This is a genomic window from Streptomyces sp. H27-D2 (assembly GCF_035828615.1).
Taxonomy (GTDB): Bacteria; Actinomycetota; Actinomycetes; order Streptomycetales; family Streptomycetaceae; genus Streptomyces.
Map to the genome: position 1 here is coordinate 1 of NZ_JAYMZR010000080.1, position 20,534 is coordinate 20,534.

Annotated in this window: 16 protein-coding genes; 8 read left to right on the forward strand and 8 right to left on the reverse strand. The window is 71.9% G+C overall.

Features of this window, described 5'->3' with window-relative positions; all coding sequences use genetic code 11:
* Positions 1-158: 158 nt before the first annotated feature.
* Genes QMK28_RS25780 through QMK28_RS25800 form a run of 5 tightly spaced genes read right to left on the reverse strand, consistent with a single transcriptional unit; the run spans position 159 to position 5,761 of the window.
* Positions 159-1,469 (reverse strand): DUF58 domain-containing protein, encoded by a 1,311-nt coding sequence (locus tag QMK28_RS25780; RefSeq protein ID WP_326441982.1) that lies wholly within the window; start codon positions 1,467-1,469, stop codon positions 159-161.
* Between the two features lie 10 nt (positions 1,470-1,479).
* Positions 1,480-2,445 carry an AAA family ATPase gene (locus tag QMK28_RS25785; protein ID WP_326441983.1) on the reverse strand — a complete coding sequence of 322 codons (966 nt, stop codon included), beginning with the start codon at positions 2,443-2,445 and terminating at the stop codon, positions 1,480-1,482.
* Positions 2,426-3,700: a DUF4350 domain-containing protein gene (locus QMK28_RS25790; RefSeq protein ID WP_326441984.1), complete on the reverse strand. Its 1,275-nt coding sequence runs from the start codon at positions 3,698-3,700 to the stop codon at positions 2,426-2,428. The genes QMK28_RS25785 and QMK28_RS25790 overlap by 20 nt, the downstream gene beginning before the upstream one ends.
* Positions 3,697-4,401, reverse strand: a complete 705-nt coding sequence (locus QMK28_RS25795) for a DUF4129 domain-containing protein (protein WP_326441985.1) — start codon at positions 4,399-4,401, stop codon at positions 3,697-3,699. The genes QMK28_RS25790 and QMK28_RS25795 overlap by 4 nt, the downstream gene beginning before the upstream one ends.
* A gap of 4 nt (positions 4,402-4,405) precedes the next feature.
* Entirely contained in the window at positions 4,406-5,761 is a 1,356-nt protein-coding gene (locus QMK28_RS25800) for a DUF7544 domain-containing protein (RefSeq protein ID WP_326441986.1), read from the reverse strand.
* Positions 5,762-5,946: 185 nt separating this feature from the next.
* Between QMK28_RS25800 and mtnA the strand changes: the two genes are divergently transcribed.
* The 7 genes from mtnA (at position 5,947) to QMK28_RS25835 (ending at position 14,717) form a co-directional block, all read left to right on the forward strand.
* Entirely contained in the window at positions 5,947-7,098 is a 1,152-nt protein-coding gene (mtnA, locus tag QMK28_RS25805) for an S-methyl-5-thioribose-1-phosphate isomerase (protein ID WP_326441987.1), read from the forward strand.
* Positions 7,099-7,202: 104 nt separating this feature from the next.
* Complete coding sequence (mtrA, locus tag QMK28_RS25810; protein WP_326441988.1) at positions 7,203-7,880, forward strand: two-component system response regulator MtrA; 678 nt, start codon at positions 7,203-7,205, stop codon at positions 7,878-7,880.
* Between the two features lies 1 nt (position 7,881).
* Positions 7,882-9,954: an MtrAB system histidine kinase MtrB gene (gene mtrB, locus QMK28_RS25815; RefSeq protein ID WP_326441989.1), complete on the forward strand. Its 2,073-nt coding sequence runs from the start codon at positions 7,882-7,884 to the stop codon at positions 9,952-9,954.
* Complete coding sequence (locus tag QMK28_RS25820) at positions 9,914-11,782, forward strand: LpqB family beta-propeller domain-containing protein (protein ID WP_326441990.1); 1,869 nt, start codon at positions 9,914-9,916, stop codon at positions 11,780-11,782. Before mtrB ends, QMK28_RS25820 begins: the two co-directional genes overlap by 41 nt.
* 97 nt (positions 11,783-11,879) lie before the next feature.
* A complete protein-coding gene (locus QMK28_RS25825; protein ID WP_326441991.1) occupies positions 11,880-12,695 on the forward strand; it encodes a ComF family protein in 816 nt (271 codons plus the stop codon).
* 340 nt (positions 12,696-13,035) lie between these two features.
* The gene (hpf, locus tag QMK28_RS25830; protein ID WP_326441992.1) at positions 13,036-13,746 is read left to right on the forward strand and encodes a ribosome hibernation-promoting factor, HPF/YfiA family; all 711 of its coding nucleotides are present in this window, start codon (positions 13,036-13,038) and stop codon (positions 13,744-13,746) included.
* 230 nt (positions 13,747-13,976) lie between these two features.
* Entirely contained in the window at positions 13,977-14,717 is a 741-nt protein-coding gene (locus QMK28_RS25835) for a response regulator transcription factor (RefSeq protein WP_326441993.1), read from the forward strand.
* Between the two features lie 146 nt (positions 14,718-14,863).
* Here QMK28_RS25835 and QMK28_RS25840 read toward each other — a convergent pair whose 3' ends face one another.
* Together QMK28_RS25840 and QMK28_RS25845 are read right to left on the reverse strand one after the other, a co-directional pair.
* Positions 14,864-16,093, reverse strand: a complete 1,230-nt coding sequence (locus QMK28_RS25840; protein WP_326441994.1) for a winged helix-turn-helix domain-containing protein — start codon at positions 16,091-16,093, stop codon at positions 14,864-14,866.
* Positions 16,094-16,248: 155 nt separating this feature from the next.
* Complete coding sequence (locus QMK28_RS25845) at positions 16,249-16,878, reverse strand: GNAT family N-acetyltransferase (protein ID WP_326441995.1); 630 nt, start codon at positions 16,876-16,878, stop codon at positions 16,249-16,251.
* A 325-nt stretch (positions 16,879-17,203) separates the two neighbouring features.
* Here QMK28_RS25845 and secA point away from each other — a divergent pair, with 325 nt between their 5' ends.
* On the forward strand, positions 17,204-20,041 hold the full coding sequence (gene secA / locus QMK28_RS25850; RefSeq protein WP_326441996.1) for a preprotein translocase subunit SecA: 2,838 nt from the start codon (positions 17,204-17,206) through the stop codon (positions 20,039-20,041).
* Positions 20,042-20,280: 239 nt separating this feature from the next.
* Here the strand turns inward: secA and QMK28_RS25855 are convergent.
* On the reverse strand, positions 20,281-20,534 hold a 254-nt coding region (locus tag QMK28_RS25855; protein ID WP_326441997.1), incomplete at its 5' end, for an Rv3235 family protein.

Consider the following 20,534-nt stretch of genomic DNA (forward strand, 5'->3'; position numbering starts at 1 on the left):
TCCGCGCCGATGGTACTGCAGGGGGGACCCTGTGGGAGAGTAGGACGCCGCCGAACAATCTTTAGAAAAGCTCCGGTCCCTGAACTTCGGTTCAGGGACCGGAGCTTTTCTGCGTTCACAATCAATTCCCGGCAAGCCCCTCCCCCGTGCGGCCGCACTCACAGCCGGCCCGCCGCTTTGAGCGCCAGGTACGCGTCCGCCAATGCCGCTGCCAACTCGTCCGGGACGGCGTCCACGACAGTGACGCCGTGACGCTGGAGGCGACTCGCGATGCGTCGGCGTTCGGCCTGGGCGCGGGCGGCGGCTGCGGCCTCGTAGACACGGGTCACGGTGCCGAGGCCGTTCGCCATCTCTTCGATACGCGGATCGGCGACCGAGGCCACCAGGACTGTGTGCCGGCGGGTGAGACCGGGCAATACGGGCAGCAGTCCCTCCTCGATCGCCGCTGTGTCCAACCCGGTGAGGAGGACGACCAGCGACCGGTGCGCGGCGGTGCGCAGGGCGGCCACGGCCAGGCCCCGGGCGTCCGTCTCCACGAGTTCGGATTCCAGCGGCGCGAGGGCGCTGGTCAGGGCCGGCAGCAGGTCGCGGGCGCTGTGGCCCCGTACCGAGGCGCGGATGCGGCGGTCGTAGGCGAGGAGATCGACCCGGTCGCCGGCGCGGGAGGCGAGGGCGGCGAGGAGCAGCGCGGCGTCCATAGCGGAGTCCAGGCGGGGCGCGTCGCCGACCCGGCCCGCCGACGTGCGCCCGGTGTCGAGGACCAGGAGGATGCGCCGGTCGCGTTCCGGTCGCCAGCTGCGTACCGCGAGGGTCGACTGCCGGGCGGAGGCGCGCCAGTCGATCGAGCGGGTGTCGTCGCCCGGCAGGTACTCGCGGAGGCTGTCGAACTCGGTGCCTTCGCCGCGGGTCAGGATGCTGGTGCGGCCGTCGAGTTCGCGCAGCCGCGCGAGCTGCGCGGGGAGGTGCTTGCGGCTGGTGAAGGGCGGCAGGACGCGGAGGGTCCACGGGACGGTGTGGCTGCCTTGGCGGGCTGCCAGGCCGAGCGGGCCGTACGAGCGGACGGTGATCTGTGCGGCGAGGCGGTCACCGCGGCGGCTGGGACGCAGCAGCGTGGTGGCGCGACGGCGCTCGCCGGGCGGGATCCGCAAGCGGTGCCGGGATGCCGTGAGTTCGGTGCCGGGCTGCCAACTGCTGGGCGGCCAGGCGTCGCGGAGTTGGGCGCGCAGGGTGCGGTGTGAGGGGTTGCCGACGGTCAGTTGGACGTGTGCCTGTTCACCGAGTCGAACTGTCGTGTCACCGGATCGGGTGAAATAGAGCTTTCGTACTGGCGCGGCGAGCAGGAGATCGCACAGGATTGCGAGTAGCAGCAAGAGGCCGACGACGAGGATGCCGGTCCGGCTGGGGAGCAGGAGGCCGACGGGGAGCGCGCCGAGGGCGGCGATGAGGGCTGAGCGTCCGGTGAGGGCCATGGTCGCGGCCTCAGCGGGGTACGGGGACGCGGGCGAGGATCGAGGTGATGACGGAGTCGGCGGTGACGCCCTCCATCTCGGCCTCGGGCCTGAGTTGGACGCGATGGCGCAGTGCGGGCAGCGCCAGGGCCTTCACATCGTCGGGGATGACGTAGTCCCGGCCGGTGAGCCAGGCCCAGGCGCGCGAGGCGGCGAGCAGTGCGGTGGCTCCGCGAGGGGAGACGCCGAGGGAGAACGAGGGGGAGTCGCGGGTGGCACGACAGATATCGACGACATAGCCGGTGATTTCCGGGGAAACGGCGGTCTTGGCCACGGCGGCGCGGGCCGCTTCCAGATCTGCCGGGCCTGCGACGGGGCGTACGCCGGCGGCGTACAGGTCGCTGGGGTTGAAGCCGTTGGCGTGCCGGGTGAGCACGTCGATCTCCTCCTCTCGGGAGGGGAGCGGGACGATCAATTTCAGTAGGAAGCGGTCGAGTTGGGCTTCGGGGAGGGGATAGGTGCCCTCGTACTCGACCGGGTTCTGGGTGGCAGCCACGAGAAACGGCTCGGGGAGTGGACGGGCGGTGCCGTCCACGGTGACCTGTCGCTCTTCCATGGCTTCGAGGAGGGACGCCTGCGTTTTCGGCGGAGTCCGGTTGATCTCGTCGGCGAGCAGGAGGTTGGTGAAGACGGGGCCTGGCTGAAAGGAGAATTCGGCACTGCGGGAGTCATAGACAAGGGAGCCGGTGACGTCACTGGGCATCAGGTCGGGGGTGAACTGAACGCGTTTGGTGCCGAGTTCGAGGCAGGCGGCGAGGGTACGCACCAGCAGGGTCTTGGCGACGCCGGGGACGCCTTCGAGCAGGACGTGACCGCGGCAGAGCAGCGCGACGACCAGTCCGGTGACGGCGGGGTCCTGGCCGACCACGGCCTTGGCGATTTCGGCGCGCAATGCTTCGAGGGAGGCGCGGGCGCTGTCAGCGGTCGGGGTGCTCACGCGGGGAGTACCTCTCTTTGGAAGTGATCGCCCGCTCCATCCGGTGGAGTTCGCCGGCCAGGCGGACGAGGGCTGCGTCGTCGTCGGGTGCGGCGCCGAAGAGCAGGGTGTGGACGGCGGGGACGGTGCTGCCCGCGTCGGTGAGGCGGGCAGCGACCGCGGGGGACAGGGCTTCCGGCTGGTCGGCGTCGGCAGGCGGTACGCCGACAACTCGTGCGAGCCGGGCGCGGGTGGCGGCGCGGAGGACGGTGGCGGCTTGGCCGCGGGCCTTCGTCTGCTCGTAGAGGCGGGCGTGGCCTTCAGTGGTCTCGGAGGCGCGTACGGCGACGGGGAGCCGTTCGGCGACGAGGGGGCCGAGTCGACGTGCCCGCCAGAGGGCGGCCAGGGCTGCGGCGATGGCGAGTTGGAGTGCTCCCCAGCGCCAGCCGTCGGGGATGAGGTCGAAGAAGCCGGTGTCGCCGCCGTCGGCGGGCGGGACATCGCTGAGCGAAGGGAGGTACCAGACGAGATGTGGGCGCGAGCCGAGGAGTTGCAGGGCGAGGGAGGCGTTGCCGTGCTGGTCGAGGCGGTGGTTGTAGAGGAGGTCGGGGGAGCCGAGGAGGACGGTGTCGCCGCCGTCCGGGGCCGGTACGCGCAGCAGGGTGGGCCGGCCGTCGGCGAGGTAGCAGGCGTCGGCGTCCGGCGTGGCCGTGGTGTAGCGGGCGCCGCCGAGTTCGGCGCTGCCGGCGCGGCGGGCGGCGGCGAGGGTGCAGCCCGGGGCGCGGGTGGTGACGCTCACGGGGGCCGCCGTCCGTACGCCCGGGGCCAGGGCTCGGGTCGCGGCCGGTCCGGGGGCGAGCAGGACGGTGCGTGCGCCGCTGCCGGTGGTGGCTTTGTGGAGCGCGGTGCGCTGCCGGGCGGTCAGCAGGTCGGGGCCGGTGACGAGCAGGGTGGTGTCGGGGTCGGCTGCCGACGCTGCGGCCGCCCGGGTGGTGACCACTCTTGTGCTGACGCCCTGGTCCGCGAGCAGTTCGGCGATGGCGAGGCTGCCGTTGCGGTCGGCGGAGCGGGGGTCGAGTCGGCTGTGCTGTTCGCCGGAGCGCAGCCCGGCCAGCACGATGCCGGAGATCAGGAGCAGGGCGAGGGCGAGGAGTGGACCGCGGGCCCTGGCCCACAGATGGCGGGCGGCGGGGGTGCCGGAGCCGCTGTTGCCGCTCTGGCCGGGGCTGCCTTCGCCGGTCGGCGGGGTGTGGGTCGGCGGCGCGAGAAAGGTCATCCGCCGCTCCCGGCGTGCGGGGCTTCGGCCGCGCCGGTCGGGCTGGGATTGCTGCGGCGCAGGTCGGTGTCGAGGTCGCGCAGCCGGGCGTGGATCCGCTCGCCGGCGGGGCGGCCGCCGTATGTGACGTCGTCGAAGCTGCGGGCCGCCGCGTGCAGTTGTCCGGCGTGCTCCGGGAGCGTGCGGCCGGCTTCTGCGGCGGCTTCGTCGGCGGTGCGGCCGGGGCTTCGGTCCAGGAGTGCGCGTTCCTCCAGCGAACGGACGATGGCGCGCATCCGCTCTTGGACGGCTTCGGTCCAGCGGTGGTCGGCCGCGTGCCGGTCGGCTGCGGCGCGGTGTTCGGCGGCGCTGCGCGGGCCCGCGTCGAAGAGGGCGCCGCTGACGTCCGGGTTACGGCTCAGGGGGCCCAGCCGTAACCGCACAGCGACCACGAGCAGTACGACGACGAGCGCGACGACGAGCAGCCCGACCCAGCCTCCGGGGGTGGCTCCGGCGGCGCTGCCGAGCAGGTCGCCGACCCGTTTCCAGAACCAGTCCAGGGCGCGCTGGAAGAGGCCTGGGTCGCTCTCGTGGTACTTGGACTCGGACAGTTCGCGCTCGGCTGCTTCGTGGGCGGGGACGCGGGGGACCGTCACGGGTACCTCGTCGCCGGTGCGCACGATGAGGTGCGCCGTCGTGGTCGTGCCCCCCGTAGCCGTCACCGCATCAGCTCCCGGGCGCCGCGTCGGTGGGCTGTGGGGAGCCGGCTGCGTCCGCTCCGTATCCCGGCAGACCGGCGGCGCGGGCCAGTTCGAGGTCGAGGGCCTCGCGGCGGATCCGCTGGTCCACGTAGAGGAGCGCGGTGACCCCGGCGCTGATCGGGAAGGTGACGGTGGAGCTGATCACCGCGCCGACGCCGGTGATGACCAGGAAGCTCCAGCTGGTGGTGGAACTGTCGCCGAGGAGCCAGTCCACCGTGCTCGCGCCGCCGAAGAGCATCGCGACGACGCTGGAGACGAGGCCGACGACGCCAGCGACGATCATGACCACGAGGAGGGCGAGCAGCTGGATGCCGCAGACGCGCCACCAGGCGCCGCGTACGAGTTTCGCGGACCGCCGCATGGACGCGATGACGCCCTGCTTCTCCAGCATCAGCGCGGGCGCGGCGAGGCTGTAACGGATCCACAGCCAGATCGCGGCGACCAGGCCGCCGAGACCGCCGAGCAGCAGGAGCGCGGCTCCGCCGGCCGCCGAGCCGGTGGCGGCGACGATCAGGCCGGGGGTCACCGCCAGGGCTGTGACAGCCGTGACGATGAGGGGGAGGAGGAAGAGCAGGCCGATCAGGCGGGGCAGTTGGGGCCGGGCGTCGCGCCAGGCCTCGCTGGTGGACACGCCCCGGCCGAGGACGGCCCGGCTGATCACCATGGTGAGCAGCGCCGTGGTGATGATGGTGCCGAGCATGCCGATCAGCCAGGTGATCCCGGTGCTGCCCAGGGGCCCGCCGACCGCGTCCATCGTCTCGTCGAGGCTCGGGCTCGGGTTGTCGCCGAGGGCGTCCAGGCTGGAGGTGTCGCGGAACCACAGGCCGGTGCTGAGGGTGGCGACGAACTGTATGACGACCGCGACCGCGAGGGAGATGCCCAGCACGGTGCGCCAGTGGGCGCGCATGGTGGAGACCGAGCCGTCCAGTATCTCGCCCACGCCCAGCGGTCGCAGTGGGATGACGCCGGGCTTGGCGGCGGCCGGTGTCGCGGCCCAGCCCGCTCCCCAGCCCTGGTTGCCCCAGCCGCCCTGGTTGCCGCCAGGACGGCCCTGGTTGCCGGGAGGCCCCCAGCCGCCCTGTGCGGGCGGTCGCGGGGCGGGACCGCCGGTGGGCGCGGACCACTGGCCGGCCGGCGGCTGCTGCTTGGACCACTGCGGCGGAGAGTTCGCGCCGGCGGTCGCGCCTGCGGCCGACTCGCCCCCTTCGGCCTCCCCGGCGGGAGCGGTCGGCTCCGGGGCGTCGCGGTCCGGTCCGTCGGAGGGGCCCGGCCCGTTGGAGGGGGCGGATCCGGGCGGGGCCCAGCCCGGAGAGTCGTTCATCGTCGCTCCTTCACGCTGCCCGTCCGCGGCTGCGGACGGGGTCCTGGGTCAGCGGTGTCAGTCATCGTGCCATGGCGTAGCGGCGGCCGTACCCGGCCCCGTCCCCCACGTTGTCTACCAGGGGCGTTGTCACAGCTGCGGACGAACCCTGCAAAACCATCGGGGGTTGCGGGCAGACTGTGCGGATGGCTGATCACTACGCGATACCGCCAGTGGGCGACGCACCGTCCGCGCTTTCCGCGCTGCGCTGGGAAGCGCCTCCGGAGGGGCCCATTCTGGTGCTCCTCGACCAGACCAGGCTGCCTACCGAGGAGGTCGAGCTGGTCTGTACCGACGTGCCGGCGCTGGTCCTGGCGATTCAGACTCTCGTGGTGCGCGGGGCCCCGCTGCTGGGCCTCGCCGGCGCGTACGGCGTCGCGCTCGCGGCGGCGCGTGGCTACGACGTGGACGACGCGGCCGAGCTGCTGGCCCGCGCCCGGCCCACGGCGGTCAACCTCGAACACGGGGTGCGCAGGGCGCTCGACGCCTACCACGGGGCGCTCAGAGGCGGCGCCGATGACGAGGGGGCCGCCGCTGCGGCGCTCGCCGAGGCCCGCGCGATGCACCGGCAGGACGCGGACGGCAGCGTTCGGATGGCGGAGCACGGGCTGGCGCTGCTCGGGGAACTGCTGCCCGGCGGCGGTCACCGCCTCCTCACCCACTGCAACACCGGGGCGCTGGTATCCGGCGGCGAGGGGACCGCGCTGGCCGTGGTGCTGGCCGTGCACCGGGCCGGTGACCTGCGTCGACTGTGGGTGGGTGAGACCCGGCCGCTGCTCCAGGGGGCGCGGCTGACGGCGTACGAGGCGGCCCGCGCGGGCATGGCGTACACCCTGCTGGCGGACAGCGCGGCGGGCTCGCTGTTCGCGGCGGGTGAGGTGGACGCGGTGCTGGTCGGCGCGGACCGGATCGGTGCGGACGGCTCGGTGGCCAACAAGGTGGGCAGCTATCCGCTCGCGGTGCTCGCCCGGTACCACCATGTGCCGTTCGTGGTGGTGGCTCCGACGACCACTGTCGACCTGCGGACTCCGAACGGAGCGTCCATCGAGGTCGAGCAGCGGCCGGGGCATGAGGTCACCGAGTTCACCGTGCCGTACGCCCCGGGTGCGGGGGTGGGAGCGGGCGGCGGGATTCCGGTGGCGCCGCTGGGGACGCAGGCCTACAACCCGGCGTTCGACGTCACTCCGCCGGAACTGGTGACGGCGATCGTCACCGAGCGCGGGGTAGTGTCACCGGTCACGCCGGATGGTCTCGCGGAGCTCTGTTCCAGGTCGGGGTCGCCCACACCGCGACGCTGACGACAGCCGTGACCACCGGGGGATGTCATCTCTCAGTCATCTGTCATTGGTGAGCTGAGTCACCCAGGTCTACGGCCCCGATGCGAAAATGGGATGATGTCGATATGAAAGGTCGAGTCCTTGTCGTCGACGACGACACAGCGCTTGCGGAGATGCTTGGCATCGTGCTGCGCGGAGAAGGTTTTGAGCCGTCGTTCGTAGCGGATGGTGACAAGGCGATCGCTGCTTTCCGCGAGGCCAAGCCGGACCTGGTCCTGCTGGATCTGATGCTTCCCGGCAGGGACGGCATCGAGGTGTGCCGGCTGATCAGGGCCGAGTCGGGTGTGCCGATCGTCATGCTCACCGCCAAGAGCGACACGGTCGATGTGGTCGTCGGGCTGGAGTCCGGCGCGGACGACTACATCGTCAAGCCGTTCAAGCCGAAGGAGCTGGTGGCCCGGATCAGGGCGCGACTGCGCCGTTCCGAGGAGCCGGCTCCCGAGCAGCTCGCCATCGGTGACCTGGTCATCGATGTGGCGGGGCACTCGGTCAAGCGCGAGGGGCAGTCGATAGCGCTGACCCCGCTCGAGTTCGATCTGCTGGTGGCGCTGGCCCGTAAGCCGTGGCAGGTGTTCACCCGTGAGGTGCTGCTGGAGCAGGTCTGGGGCTACCGCCACGCGGCGGACACCCGGCTGGTCAATGTGCACGTCCAGCGGCTGCGCTCGAAGGTCGAGCAGGACCCGGAGCGCCCCGAGATCGTGGTGACCGTGCGCGGCGTCGGCTATAAGGCCGGACCCAGCTGACATGTCCGGAAACGGTGCCGCTCCCGAGCGCAGCCCGGGGCGGCCCAAGGACCCGCCGAGCGAGATCCCCTTCATCGAGCGCTTTCTGCGCGGCGGGAATCTGCTCTCCGAGGGGGCGCCGGGCGGTCCGGTCCACCCGGTGCTGCGGCTTCTCGTGCGCTGGGTGCGCCGCCCGCTGCTGCCCGCGTTGCGGCTGTGGCGGCGCAATATCCAGCTCAGGGTGGTCGCGACGACCCTGCTGATGTCGTTCGGCGTGGTCCTGCTGCTGGGCGTCGTGGTCATCGGGCAGGTGCGGCGCGGGCTGCAGGACACCAAGCAGCAGGTCGCGCAAAGCCAGGCCAGCGGCGGTTTCGGGGTGGCGGGGCGGCTGGGCAACGATGTCGGCGAGAACCCGCGCGGCCAGGGCGGCGACGTGGCCGACGGCCGCGAGGCGCAGTCCTCGGCGACCTGGCTCAACAAGCTGGTCGAGCAGCTCGCCAGCGGCGGGCAGGGCGTCTTCTCGGTGGTGGCGCTCAGTTCCGAATCCGACGACGAGCCGGTCACCGACAGCCCCGGCACCCGCGGCTCGCGCGCCTCGGGGGACGTGCTGCCGGAGGAGAGCGTGCCCGCTGACCTGCGGCGCGCGCTGGACGAGCAGAAATCCGGCACCTACGAGCGCTACGCGAAGATCCGCCGGGAGAACGCCGAGGACGGCGAACCGGCGCTGATCATCGGCAAGCGGCTGAACGATGTCAACGGCCACCCCTACCAGCTCTATTACCTCTTCCCGCTGAGTCAGGAAGAGGAGTCGCTCACTCTGGTGAAGACGACGCTGGCGACCGCCGGCGTGTTCGTGGTGGTGCTGCTCGGCGCCATCGCCTGGCTCGTCGTACGGCAGGTCGTGACGCCGGTGCGGATGGCCGCCGGGATCTCCGAGCGGCTCGCCGCCGGGCGGCTGCAGGAGCGGATGAAGGTCACCGGCGAGGACGACATCGCCCGGTTGGGCGAAGCGTTCAACAAAATGGCGCAGACCCTCCAGGCCAAGATCCAGCAGCTGGAAGACCTCTCCCGGATGCAGCGCCGGTTCGTCTCGGACGTGTCGCACGAGCTGCGCACCCCGCTGACGACCGTGCGGATGGCGGCCGACCTCATCCATGAGGCGCGCGGCGACTTCGACCCGGCGACCGCCCGCTCCGCCGAACTGCTCTGGGGCCAGCTCGACCGTTTCGAGTCGCTGCTCGCCGACCTGCTGGAGATCAGCCGCTTCGACGCGGGCGCGGCCGCCCTGGAGGCGGAGCCGATCGACCTGCGGGACGTGGTGCGCCGGGTGGCCGAGGCGGCCGAGCCGCTCGCCGAGCGCAAGGGCACCCGGATTCTCATCCGAGGTGACGAGCGGCCGGTGGTCGCGGAGGCGGACGCGCGGCGGGTCGAGCGGGTGCTGCGCAATTTGGTGGTCAACGCCGTCGAGCACGGCGAGGGCCGCGATGTGGTGGTGCGTCTCGCGTCGGCGGGCGGCGCCGTCGCCGTCGCGGTGCGCGACTACGGCGTCGGCCTCAAGCCGGGCGAGGCCACCCGGGTGTTCAACCGCTTCTGGCGGGCCGACCCGGCGCGCGCCAGGACCACGGGCGGCACCGGGCTCGGGCTGTCGATCGCGGTGGAGGACGCGCGGTTGCACGGCGGCTGGCTACAGGGCTGGGGCGAGCCGGGCGGCGGCTCGCAGTTCCGGCTGACGATGCCGCGTACGGCGGGCGACGCGCTGCGCGGCTCGCCCATCCCGCTGGAGCCCGCCGACTCGCGGCGCAACCGCGGGCTGAACGACGCGGGGCCGCCGCCCGGCGCGGCGGAACGCCGGCCGGGGGCCGCGGCGGCCTCTGCGAAGACGACGGCGGCTCAGTCGACGACAGCGGTGGCGATGGCCAGGCCGGAGCGGCCGGAAGCCGACCCGGCGGCGCTGCCGGGGCACGGCTCCCGGGTGGTGGCGCGCCGCAGCGGCACGCCGGCGGCGGACGGGACCGCTGATGGGAACGCCGGTGGGACCGCTGATGGGAACGCCGATGGGAATCCTGAGGGAGAGGGCGACTCTGGTGGGCACTGACCACGACAACGCACGCCGGGGGGCGCGCAAGCGGACGCGCGCGCTGCCGGCGCTGGTCTGCGGCTCACTGCTGCTGGCCGGCTGTGCGTCGATGCCCGACAGCGGCGAGGTCAGCCGCGTCGACTCCTCGCCGCGGGGCGACTCCGACTCGCAGGTGCGGGTGTACGGGGTGCCGCCGCAGCGCGGGGAGACGCCGGATCAGATCGTGCGCGGCTTCCTGGAGGCGACGACGAGCGACGAGGCGGACTTCCGGACGGCTCGCGAGTATCTGACCAAGAAGCAGAAGCAGCGCTGGAAGCCCTTCACGGGCACCACGGTGCTCTCCGAGGCCCCCGACCCGCGGGCGGCGGCGGGACGGGCCAACACTGATCCGGAGAGCGAGAACCGCACGATCGTGCTGAGCGGTGACCAGCTCGCCACGGTCGACCGCAAGCACGCGTACAAGCCCTCCGCCAAGCGGTACCGCACGACCGTCCACCTGACGAAGGAGGGCGGCGAATGGAAGATCGACAGCCCGCCGGCCGGCCTGGTGCTCGGCGTCTCCGACTTCCAGCGGATCTACCAGTCCGTCAACAAGTATTACTTCGCCTCACTCGGCCCGGACGGGATGCCGGATGTGCTGGTCGCCGACCCCGTCTATCTGCGCAAGCGGATAGACCCGGTGACCGCTACGGTCCGGGCGCTGCTGGAGGGACCGACCAACTGGCTCGGCCCGGTGGCCGATTCGAGGTTCCCCAGCGGGACCAGGCTCACCAGCCGCAGTCTGGCGCTGGACGACGAGAACGTGCTCAAGGTGCGGCTGAGCGGCCAGGCGACGACGGTCGATCAGGCGCGGTGCAGCCGGATGGCGGCGCAGTTGTTCTACACCGTGCAGGACCAGGCGGCGGCGAAGCTCAGCAGGGTCGAGCTGGCCCGTGGGGACGGATCCTCGCTGTGCGTGCTCTCGCGCGAGGCCGCCGCCGCCGGGTACGCCCCCGAGCGGCAGATCGGCTCCGCGAATCAGCAGTACTTCATCGACGCGGACCACCGGGTGGTGAGCCTCTCGGAGAGCGACGAGAAGGCGGACCCGGTCGTCGGCCCGTTCGGCGAGCAGGACCGGGTGAACCTGCGCTCGGTGGCGGTGGCGCGCGATGAGCGGACCGCCGCGGGTGTGTCGTCGAGCGGCCGTTCGCTCTATGTCGCAGCCCTGGAGGACGGGAGTCCGCTGGGCGACCCGAAGCTGGTCAGCGCGGCCAAGAGCCCGGGGGACGGGCTGACCGCGCCGAGTTGGGACGGCCTCGGCGACCTGTGGGTCGCCGACCGCGACCCGGGGCGGCCGCGGCTGCTCAGGCTGCGCGGCGGCGAGGGCGATCCCGAAGAGGTACGGGTGCCGGGGCTCGGCGACGGGCGCGTCAAGGCGCTGCGGGTGTCGGCGGACGGCGTGCGGATCGCGCTGCTGGTGGAGCGCGGCGGGCATACGACGCTGCGGCTCGGCCGGGTGGAGCGCGGCGGCAGCACCGACAAGCCCGAGCTCTCGGTCGAGGATCTGCGGCCGGTCGCACCGCAGTTGGAGGACGTGGTGGCGGCTTCCTGGGCGGGCGGCAGCCGGTTGGCCGTGGTCGGCAGGGAGTCCGGCGGCGTGCAGCAGCTCCAGTTCATGGAGACCGACGGCTCGCCGTCGAACACCGGGACGCTGCCGGGCATCAACGGCGTGAAGGCGGTCGCGGCCTCGGAGGACGAGCGGAAGTCGCTGATCGCGGACTCCGAGGACGGCATCGTCCGGCTGCCGCCCGGCGCCAACTGGAAGACGCTCACCAAGGAAGGCTCGGCTCCGGTCTATCCGGGCTGAGCCGGTCCTCCCGGACCGGGCGGGTCCGGGAGGAGTTGTCCACAGGGGTGGCGACGGCTCCCGCGCGGCGGCACAGTGGTTGTGCGGGGGTGGTGCCATGCCGGGCTGGTGGCGGGAGATCGCCGATCTGGTGCTGCCCGTCGACTGCGCCGGGTGCGGTCGGCCGCGCAGCGCGCTGTGCGAGGACTGCCGTACGGCGCTGTGCCCGGCGCGGGCCGGCCGGGTGCGCCCCGATCCGGTCCCCGAGGGGCTGCCAGAGGTCCGCGCGACGGCTGTCTACGCGGACCAGGTGCGGGCGGTGCTGCTCGCGCACAAGGAGCGCGGCGCGCTCCGCCTGGCGGCTCCGCTCGGCGGCGCGCTGGCGAGCGCGGTGCGGAGTGTGCCGGGGAGCGCCGGAAGCACGGCCCGCGCCGCGCCGGCCGGTGCTGCGCCGCTGCTCGTACCCGTGCCGTCCGCTCGGCGTGCGGTGGCCGCGCGGGGCCATGATCCGGCCCGGCGGATAGCCCTGGCGGCGGCGGCCGAGCTGCGCCGGGGCGGGGTGCCCGTCCGGGTGCTCGCGGGGCTGCGGCAGCGTCGGCGGGTGGCCGATCAGGCGGGGCTGAGCGCCCGGCAGCGGCTGGAGAACCTCTCGGGAGCCCTGGTGGTCGCAACGGGGGCCGAAAGGCTGCTGACGGCCGCTCCAGTGGTCGTGGTGGATGACCTGATGACCACGGGCGCATCGCTGGCGGAGGCGGTGCGGGCGCTGCGGGCGGCCGGCGGGCGGGTGATCGGCGCCGCCGTGGTGGCCGCTCCCGAGGCCGCGTTCGACCGTCCCCGCGCCGCGTGCCGATGTCCAGCGCCTCCACCGCGGCCCCTGCGTCCACCGCGTGCATCGGGCTGCCAGGAGAGCCGGTTGTGCTGCCAGGAGAACTGATGCGTTCGAAATCAATCGGAACTGACGGGGAACGCTCATCGTTGCTGGTAGTGAGGACGAAAAAACACCTGAACGGAGGTACGGGCCGGTAGGGGGTGCCGACATCAGTCCGGGCGAGCTATGTTCGGTTGTGAGGAATGGTGGAGGCTATGCCTCGCATATCCGGCAACCCCGCATTTGCGGTTGTATCGGATCCTCGAAATTGGTGGGATGGAGATCCCACTTGCGGGGGAGGAGGAGGTGAGAGTCGCACATCCGGGGCTCCGGATTCCTCCGGGGTCTAGCGCAACAGGGAGACGCTCCGCACGTTGAGCGGAGCGATCCGGGAACGGAGTTCTGCGTGGACATCGTCGTCAAGGGCCGCAAGACCGAAGTGCCTGAGCGGTTCCGGAAGCACGTGGCCGAGAAGCTGAATCTGGAGAAGATCCAGAAGCTCGACGGCAAGGTGATCAGCCTCGATGTCGAGGTGTCCAAGGAACACAACCCGCGGCAGGCCGACCGTTCCGACCGCGTGGAGATCACGCTGCGATCGCGCGGGCCGGTCATTCGCGCGGAGGCCGCCGCCGTAGATCCGTACGCGGCGCTCGACCTGGCGACAGCCAAGCTGGAAGCGCAGCTGCGCAAGCAGTCCGACAAACGACGGGTGCACCGCGGCAACCACACGCCGACGAGTGTCGCCGCCGCCACCGCCCCGCTCGCGGCGCACCTGAACGGCGCATCCGCCGCGACCGCCACGGCCACCGCCACGATGACGGACACCGGCCGCGGCGCGGTCCCCGTCACCAAGATGGGGCCGCTGGACGTGCAGGGCGAGGGCCCGCTGGTGGTCCGGGAGAAGACCCACGCCGCCGCCCCCATGACGCTCGACCAGGCGCTCTACGAGATGGAGCTGGTCGGGCACGACTTCTATCTCTTCGTCGACTCCGAGACCAAGCGGCCGAGTGTCGTCTACCGGCGGCATGGCTACGACTACGGCGTCATCCACCTGGAGGCCGACCCGCTGTTCATCGACGAGCAGCCCAGTGGCGCCGGAGGGGCGCTCGGCGGCTGACAGCGCCAACACGCCAACACCCCGTCCGGCACGGCGCCGGAGAGGTTCGCAGGTGCCCCCGGAGCGTCCCCGCGCCCCCGGGGGCGCCTCCGCACGGCCACGGGAGCACCGTCCTGCCGCTCAGGCATGAAAGCATGGCTCTTGTGGCCAACCGGTCGTTGCTGAAGACCGGTTGGCGTCGCACGGCAAGGTGCAATCGCAAGGGGCCATGGCCTTCAGGGGGAGGAACAATGGCGGACAGTTTCGGGTCGGCGCACGTGGACGGGGACGACGGGGACACCGTCGGCGCGGAGGCGGGTGAGCCGCGCAAGGAGCCGATCCGGGTGCTGGTCGTGGACGACCACGCGCTCTTCCGGCGAGGGCTGGAGATCGTCCTCGCGCAGGAGGAGGACATCCAGGTCGTCGGCGAGGCCGGGGACGGCGCGGAGGCCGTGGACAAGGCGGCCGATCTGCTGCCGGACATCATTTTGATGGATGTGCGGATGCCGAAGCGCGGCGGGATCGAGGCGTGCACCTCGATCAAGGAAGTGGCGCCCAGCGCGAAGATCATCATGCTCACCATCAGCGACGAAGAGGCCGACCTCTACGACGCGATCAAGGCCGGGGCCACCGGTTATCTGCTCAAGGAGATCTCCACCGACGAGGTCGCGACGGCGATCCGGGCGGTCGCCGACGGCCAGTCGCAGATCAGCCCGTCGATGGCGTCCAAGCTGCTGACCGAGTTCAAGTCGATGATCCAACGCACCGACGAGCGGCGGCTGGTGCCCGCGCCCCGGCTCACCGAGCGCGAGCTGGAAGTGCTCAAACTCGTCGCCACGGGCATGAACAACCGCGATATCGCCAAGCAGTTGTTCATCAGCGAGAACACCGTGAAGAACCACGTCCGCAACATCCTGGAGAAGCTGCAGTTGCACTCCCGGATGGAGGCCGTGGTCTACGCGATGCGCGAGAAGATCCTGGAAATCAGGTAGTCGGCGCGGGCGGCGGCGGGGAGCAGGCGCTGTACGGCGCGGCTCGGCCACCGCCCGTACGTTCGGCCGCCGCTCGTACAGCCCTCGCCCTCTCGCCGCGATCCCGGCAGGCGGATTCCGTCAGACGGACCCGCCGGCCGGACCCCTCAGGCGAGGGCCGTGACGAGGTCGGCTGCGAGCACGGGGTCGTCGCAGCGCTCGACGCGCACCGTGTCGCAGTCGACCCAGCCGGCCGCCTCCCGCAGCGCCTGCGCCATCGGGCGCACCGCCTTCGGGCCGCGCATCGACACCTGCCGTACGACCAGCGTCGTCCCCTCGCGGGCCGGGTCCACCCGGCCCAGCAACCGGCCGCCGGACAGCAGCGGCATCGCGAAGTAGCCGTGCACCCGCTTGGGCTTGGGCACGTATGCCTCCAGCCGGTGGGTGAAGTCGAAGATCCGCAGGGTGCGCGGCCGGTCCCAGACGAGGGAGTCGAAGGGCGAGAGCAGCGTCGTACGGTGCCTGCCGCTCGGCTCGGAGGCCAATGCCGCCGGGTCCGCCCAGGCGGGCTTGGACCAGCCCTCGACCTCGACCGGCACCAGCCCCGAACCCTCGATGACCGCGCTGACCTGGTCGGCCTTGAGCCGGTGGTAGTCCGCGAGGTCGGCGCGCGTCGCGACGCCCATCGCCGCACCGGCCTGGGCGACCAGCCGGCGCGTGCACTCGGCGTCGTCGAGGTCGTCGTGCAGCAGCGGGTCCGGGATCGCGCGCTCGGCCAGCTCGTAGACCCGCTTCCAGCCGCGTCGCTCGGTGCAGACGACCTCGCCGGTGTCGAGCATCCACTCCACAGCGATCTTGGCCTCGGACCAGTCCCACCACTCGCCGCCGTTCTTGCCGCCGCCCAACTCCGTGGTGGTGAGCGGGCCGTCGGCCTTCAGCCGGTCGCGGACCGCCGAGCAGGAGCGTTCGGAGTCCTCCATGGGGTGCCACCGGTATCCGCGGGCCCGCAGGGCCCGGCGGCGGAAGGCGAAGAGGGGCCACTCCTCGATCGGCAGGATGCAGGCCGCGTGCGACCAGTACTCGAAGCTGTGCGGCGCGGGCGGCGGCGGGGAGCCCGCCGCGTCCGGCGTGCTGAGGGCGTCCGCCGTCGGCGGCGCGGCCCAGTACGCCGAGTCGACCGTCGTGCGGCCGACCGCGCCGAGCCGGGCGTACGGAACCAGCTCATGCGAACGGGCCAGCACCGAGATGGTGTCCAACTGGACCGCGCCGAGCTGCCGCAGCACACCGCGGACACCGGATTTGCGGTCCGGGACGCCCATCAGGCCCTGCGCGCGCAGCGCCAGTCGCCGGGCCTCGTCGGCGGACAGGGACGTCTCGGGGCGCGGCGGTATCGTCATGCGCACCACAGTAGATCCGGCCACTGACAATGCCCGGTGGCGGCGGGACCGGCCGGTCCCGCCCGGCCCGCCGCCACCCTCCTCAGGCGACCTCCCCAGGCTTCTCGGACCTCCGCAGGCCGCCGCAAGACCTCCGCAGGTCTGTTCAGGTCTGCTCAGGGCGCGAGCACGTAAGGGGTCTTCGAGGGCAGTTGCCAGTCGGAGGGCAGCAGCGCGGCGGCCCAGGCGTCCCGCCGGACGCCCCGGTGCACGATCCGGGCGCGCTGCGTCCCCTCCATCCGGAACCCGACGCTGAGCGCGACGGCCCGCGAGCCGTGGTTGCCGGCTTCCGCGAACCACTCCAGGCGCTCGACGCCCAGCGAGACGAACGCCCAGCGCGCGAGCGCGCGAGCCGCCTCGGCGGTGTATCCGCGGCCGCGCTGCTCCGCTGCCGTCCAGAAGCCGATCTCGGCCTGCCGCTGCGGTCCGCGCAGCCCCGCCAGCTCCAACAGCCCCATCGACCCCACCAGCACCCCGCTCTCCGTTGTGGAGCCCTCCTCCGTGGAGCCCTCCTCCGCCCGGCCCTCCTTCGTGAAGACGCCGAAGTTGTACAGGGTGTCCTCGCGCCAGCCGTCCGGGCTGATCCGGCCGACGAAGTCCTCGGCGTGCTCGCGCCCGTACGGGGACGGGATGGTCGTCCAGCGCTGGATCTCCGCGTTCTGGCAGGCGGCCAGCACCGCGTCGGCGTCCGGGGGGCCGAGCGGGCGCAGCACGAGGCGCTCGGTGGTGAGGGTGATGGGCTCCATACGGGGAGTTTCCGGCAACGGGGCGGCGTGCGGCAAGATCTTCCGGCGGGGCGGGCCCGGCAGCCTTCCACGGCCGCGTACACAGCCTGGCCCGGCAGCCGGACCAGCAGCCGGGGGCCGGCCCCCGGGCGGGGCCCGGCCCGGCGCCATCCGCCGCGCCCATACGTTCTCCGGGAGGGTGACAGTGCGCCTTCGTGCTGACGGGCCTCCCGGCGCGGCGGGGTCCTCGCTTACGATGGCCGTTGCGGCGGGGCCTGTCCCTGTGAAAACGCCGCGCCCGCGGCACCCGACCGTGCCAGGCCCGACCGGCAAGGAGCCAGCCTACGTGTCCGTCTTCAACAAGCTCATGCGTGCAGGCGAAGGCAAGATCCTGCGCAAACTGCAACGCGTCGCGGACCAGGTCAACTCCATCGAAGAGGACTTCATCGACCTCTCCGACGCTGAGCTGCGGGCGCTCACCGAGGAGTACAAGGAGCGCCACGCCGACGGCGAGAGCCTCGACGACCTGATGCCCGAGGCGTTCGCGACGGTGCGCGAGGCCTCGAAGCGCGTCCTCGGCCAGCGCCACTACGACGCGCAGATCATGGGCGGCGCGGCGCTGCACCTCGGGTACGTGGCCGAGATGAAGACCGGTGAGGGCAAGACCCTCGTCGGTACGCTGCCCGCCTACCTCAACGCGATCTCCGACAAGGGCGTTCACCTGATCACGGTGAACGACTACCTGGCCGAGCGCGACTCCGAGTGGATGGGCCGGGTGCACAAGTTCCTCGGCCTCGAAGTCGGTTGCATCCTCGCCAACATGACTCCCTCGCAGCGCCGTGACCAGTACAACTGCGATGTCACCTACGGAACGAACAACGAGTTCGGCTTCGACTACCTGCGCGACAACATGGCGTGGTCGCAGGAAGAGTTGGTGCAGCGCGGCCACAACTTCGCGATCGTCGACGAGGTCGACTCGATCCTGGTCGACGAGGCCCGTACGCCGCTGATCATCTCCGGTCCCGCGGACCAGGCCACCAAGTGGTACGGCGACTTCGCGAAGCTGGTCAAGCGGCTGTCCAAGGGCGAGCCCGCGAACACCCTCAAGGGGATCGAGGAGACCGGCGACTACGAGGTCGACGAGAAGAAGCGCACCGTCGCCATCCACGAGTTCGGCGTCTCCAAGGTCGAGGACTGGCTGGGCATCGAGAACCTCTACGAGTCGGTGAACACCCCGCTCGTCGGTTACCTCAACAACGGCATCAAGGCCAAGGAACTCTTCAAGAAGGACAAGGACTACGTCGTCATCGACGGCGAAGTCATGATCGTCGACGAGCACACCGGCCGTATCCTCGCCGGCCGTCGCTACAACGAGGGCATGCACCAGGCCATCGAGGCGAAGGAAGGGGTGGACATCAAGGACGAGAACCAGACCCTCGCCACGATCACCCTGCAGAACTTCTTCCGCCTCTACGGCACGCTCTCCGGTATGACCGGTACGGCGATGACCGAGGCCGCCGAGTTCCACCAGATCTACAAGCTCGGCGTCGTCCCGATCCCGACGCACCGGCCGCTGGCCCGCGTCGACCAGGCCGACCTGATCTACCGCACCGAGGTCGCGAAGTTCGCCGCGGTCGTCGAGGACATCGCGGAGAAGCACGAGAAGGGCCAGCCGATCCTGGTCGGCACCACCTCGGTCGAGAAGTCCGAGTACCTCTCGCAGCAGCTCTCCAAGCGCGGTGTGCCACACGAGGTGCTCAACGCCAAGCAGCACGACCGTGAGGCGACGATCGTCGCCCAGGCCGGCCGCAAGGGCGCTGTCACCGTCGCCACCAACATGGCCGGCCGCGGTACCGACATCAAGCTCGGCGGCAACCCCGACGACCTCGCCGAGGCGGAGCTGCGCCAGCTCGGTCTCGACCCCGTCGAGCACGTCGAGGAGTGGGCGGCGGCGCTGCCCGACGCGCTGAAGAAGGCCGAGCTCGCCGTCAAGGCCGAGTTCACCGAGGTCACCGACCTCGGCGGGCTGTACGTCCTGGGCACCGAGCGGCACGAGTCGCGCCGCATCGACAACCAGCTGCGCGGCCGTTCGGGCCGTCAGGGCGACCCGGGCGAGTCCCGCTTCTACCTCTCGCTGGGCGACGACCTGATGCGGCTGTTCAAGGCGCAGATGGTCGAGCGCGTGATGGCCATGGCCAACGTCCCCGACGACGTTCCGATCGAGAACAAGATGGTCACCCGCGCCATCGCCTCCGCGCAGTCGCAGGTCGAGCAGCAGAACTTCGAGACGCGTAAGAACGTCCTGAAGTACGACGAGGTGCTCAACCGGCAGCGCGAGGTCATCTACGGCGAGCGCCGCCGGGTGCTGAAGGGCGAGGACCTCCAGGACCAGATCCGGCACTTCGCGGACGACACCATCGACGCCTACATCCAGGCGGAGACGGTCGAGGGCTTCGCCGAGGAGTGGGACCTGGACCGGCTGTGGGCGGCCTTCCGGCAGCTCTACCCGGTGAAGGTCACCGTGGAGGAGCTGGAGGACGCGGCCGGGGACCGGGCGGGCATCACCGCCGAGTTCATCGGCGAGTCCATCAAGGACGACCTCAACGAGCAGTACGCGGCTCGCGAGGAGGAGCTCGGCTCCGAGGTCATGCGTGAGCTGGAGCGCCGCGTCGTGCTGTCGGTCCTGGACCGCAAGTGGCGCGAGCACCTCTACGAGATGGACTACCTCCAGGAGGGCATCGGGCTCCGCGCGATGGCCCAGAAGGACCCGCTGGTCGAGTACCAGCGCGAGGGCTTCGACATGTTCAACGCCATGATGGAGGGCATCAAGGAGGAGTCCGTCGGCTACCTGTTCAACCTGGAGGTCCAGGTCGACCAGCAGGTCGAGGAGGTCCCGGTGCAGGACGCGGCCGAGCGGACGTCCCTCTCCAAGGACGCGCAGGACGCCGTTCCGGCGGGGGCCCCTGGGCGTCCCGAGATCCGCGCCAAGGGCCTGGAGGCCCCGCAGCGCCCGGACCGGCTGCACTTCTCCGCGCCGACGGTGGACGGCGAGGGCGGTGTCGTCGAGGGCGACTTCGCCAGCGACGACGCGTCCGACGGCTCCGGGGACTCCGAGTCGGACGGCCTCACCCGCGCCGAGCGCCGCAAGGCGCAGAAGAGCGGCGGCCGTCGCCGCAAGAAGTAGCGAGAAGTAGCGGAAGCATCCGCTGAAGCGTGAGTGGCTCACGCGGGGAGCGGGTTGAACGGGCTGGGGCCGGGCACGGAGAAGTGCCCGGCCCCAGCCCGTTCTGCGTGCTCGTTCTGGCCGCCCGGTCCGCGTGTCCGGTCCGGTCCGTGCGCGGGGCCCGCGCTCAGGCCGGGGCGCTCAGGCTGGGGGCGCGCGCCCGCGACAGGCCCCGCTCGCGTACGGCACTCCGCGCCCCCTCAGGGACGCGCCCCGAGTTCGACCGCCGCGCAGCGCCAGCGCTGGTCCGCGCCCAGCTCCAGCCGGAAGGCCAGCGCGTGCACCCGGTCGCCGGACAGGATGCGCGCGAACGCCTCGATCACCCCGGGTCCCGGCCGGAACTCGCCGCAGCGGGTCACGACCGGCGTGCTGCGGACCGCCGCCGCGGGCCGCAGCGGCGTGCCGGGGGCGAGCTGGGCCAACTGGTCGTACGCGGAGCCCAGCGAGTGGCCGA

What these genes read in the sequence shown, in the direction of transcription:
- mtrB (WP_326441989.1), top strand. Translation starts at nt 7,882, where the DNA reads ATGTCCGGAAACGGTGCCGCTCCCGAGCGCAGCCCGGGGCGGCCCAAG.
- mtnA (WP_326441987.1), top strand. Translation starts at nt 5,947, where the DNA reads ATGGCTGATCACTACGCGATACCGCCAGTGGGCGACGCACCGTCCGCG.
- QMK28_RS25820 (WP_326441990.1), top strand. Translation starts at nt 9,914, where the DNA reads ATGGGAATCCTGAGGGAGAGGGCGACTCTGGTGGGCACTGACCACGAC.
- mtrA (WP_326441988.1), top strand. Translation starts at nt 7,203, where the DNA reads ATGAAAGGTCGAGTCCTTGTCGTCGACGACGACACAGCGCTTGCGGAG.
- QMK28_RS25790 (WP_326441984.1), bottom strand. Translation starts at nt 3,700, where the DNA reads ATGACCTTTCTCGCGCCGCCGACCCACACCCCGCCGACCGGCGAAGGC.
- QMK28_RS25825 (WP_326441991.1), top strand. Translation starts at nt 11,880, where the DNA reads ATGCCGGGCTGGTGGCGGGAGATCGCCGATCTGGTGCTGCCCGTCGAC.
- QMK28_RS25835 (WP_326441993.1), top strand. Translation starts at nt 13,977, where the DNA reads ATGGCGGACAGTTTCGGGTCGGCGCACGTGGACGGGGACGACGGGGAC.
- QMK28_RS25840 (WP_326441994.1), bottom strand. Translation starts at nt 16,093, where the DNA reads ATGACGATACCGCCGCGCCCCGAGACGTCCCTGTCCGCCGACGAGGCC.
- QMK28_RS25800 (WP_326441986.1), bottom strand. Translation starts at nt 5,761, where the DNA reads ATGAACGACTCTCCGGGCTGGGCCCCGCCCGGATCCGCCCCCTCCAAC.
- QMK28_RS25780 (WP_326441982.1), bottom strand. Translation starts at nt 1,469, where the DNA reads ATGGCCCTCACCGGACGCTCAGCCCTCATCGCCGCCCTCGGCGCGCTC.
- QMK28_RS25845 (WP_326441995.1), bottom strand. Translation starts at nt 16,878, where the DNA reads ATGGAGCCCATCACCCTCACCACCGAGCGCCTCGTGCTGCGCCCGCTC.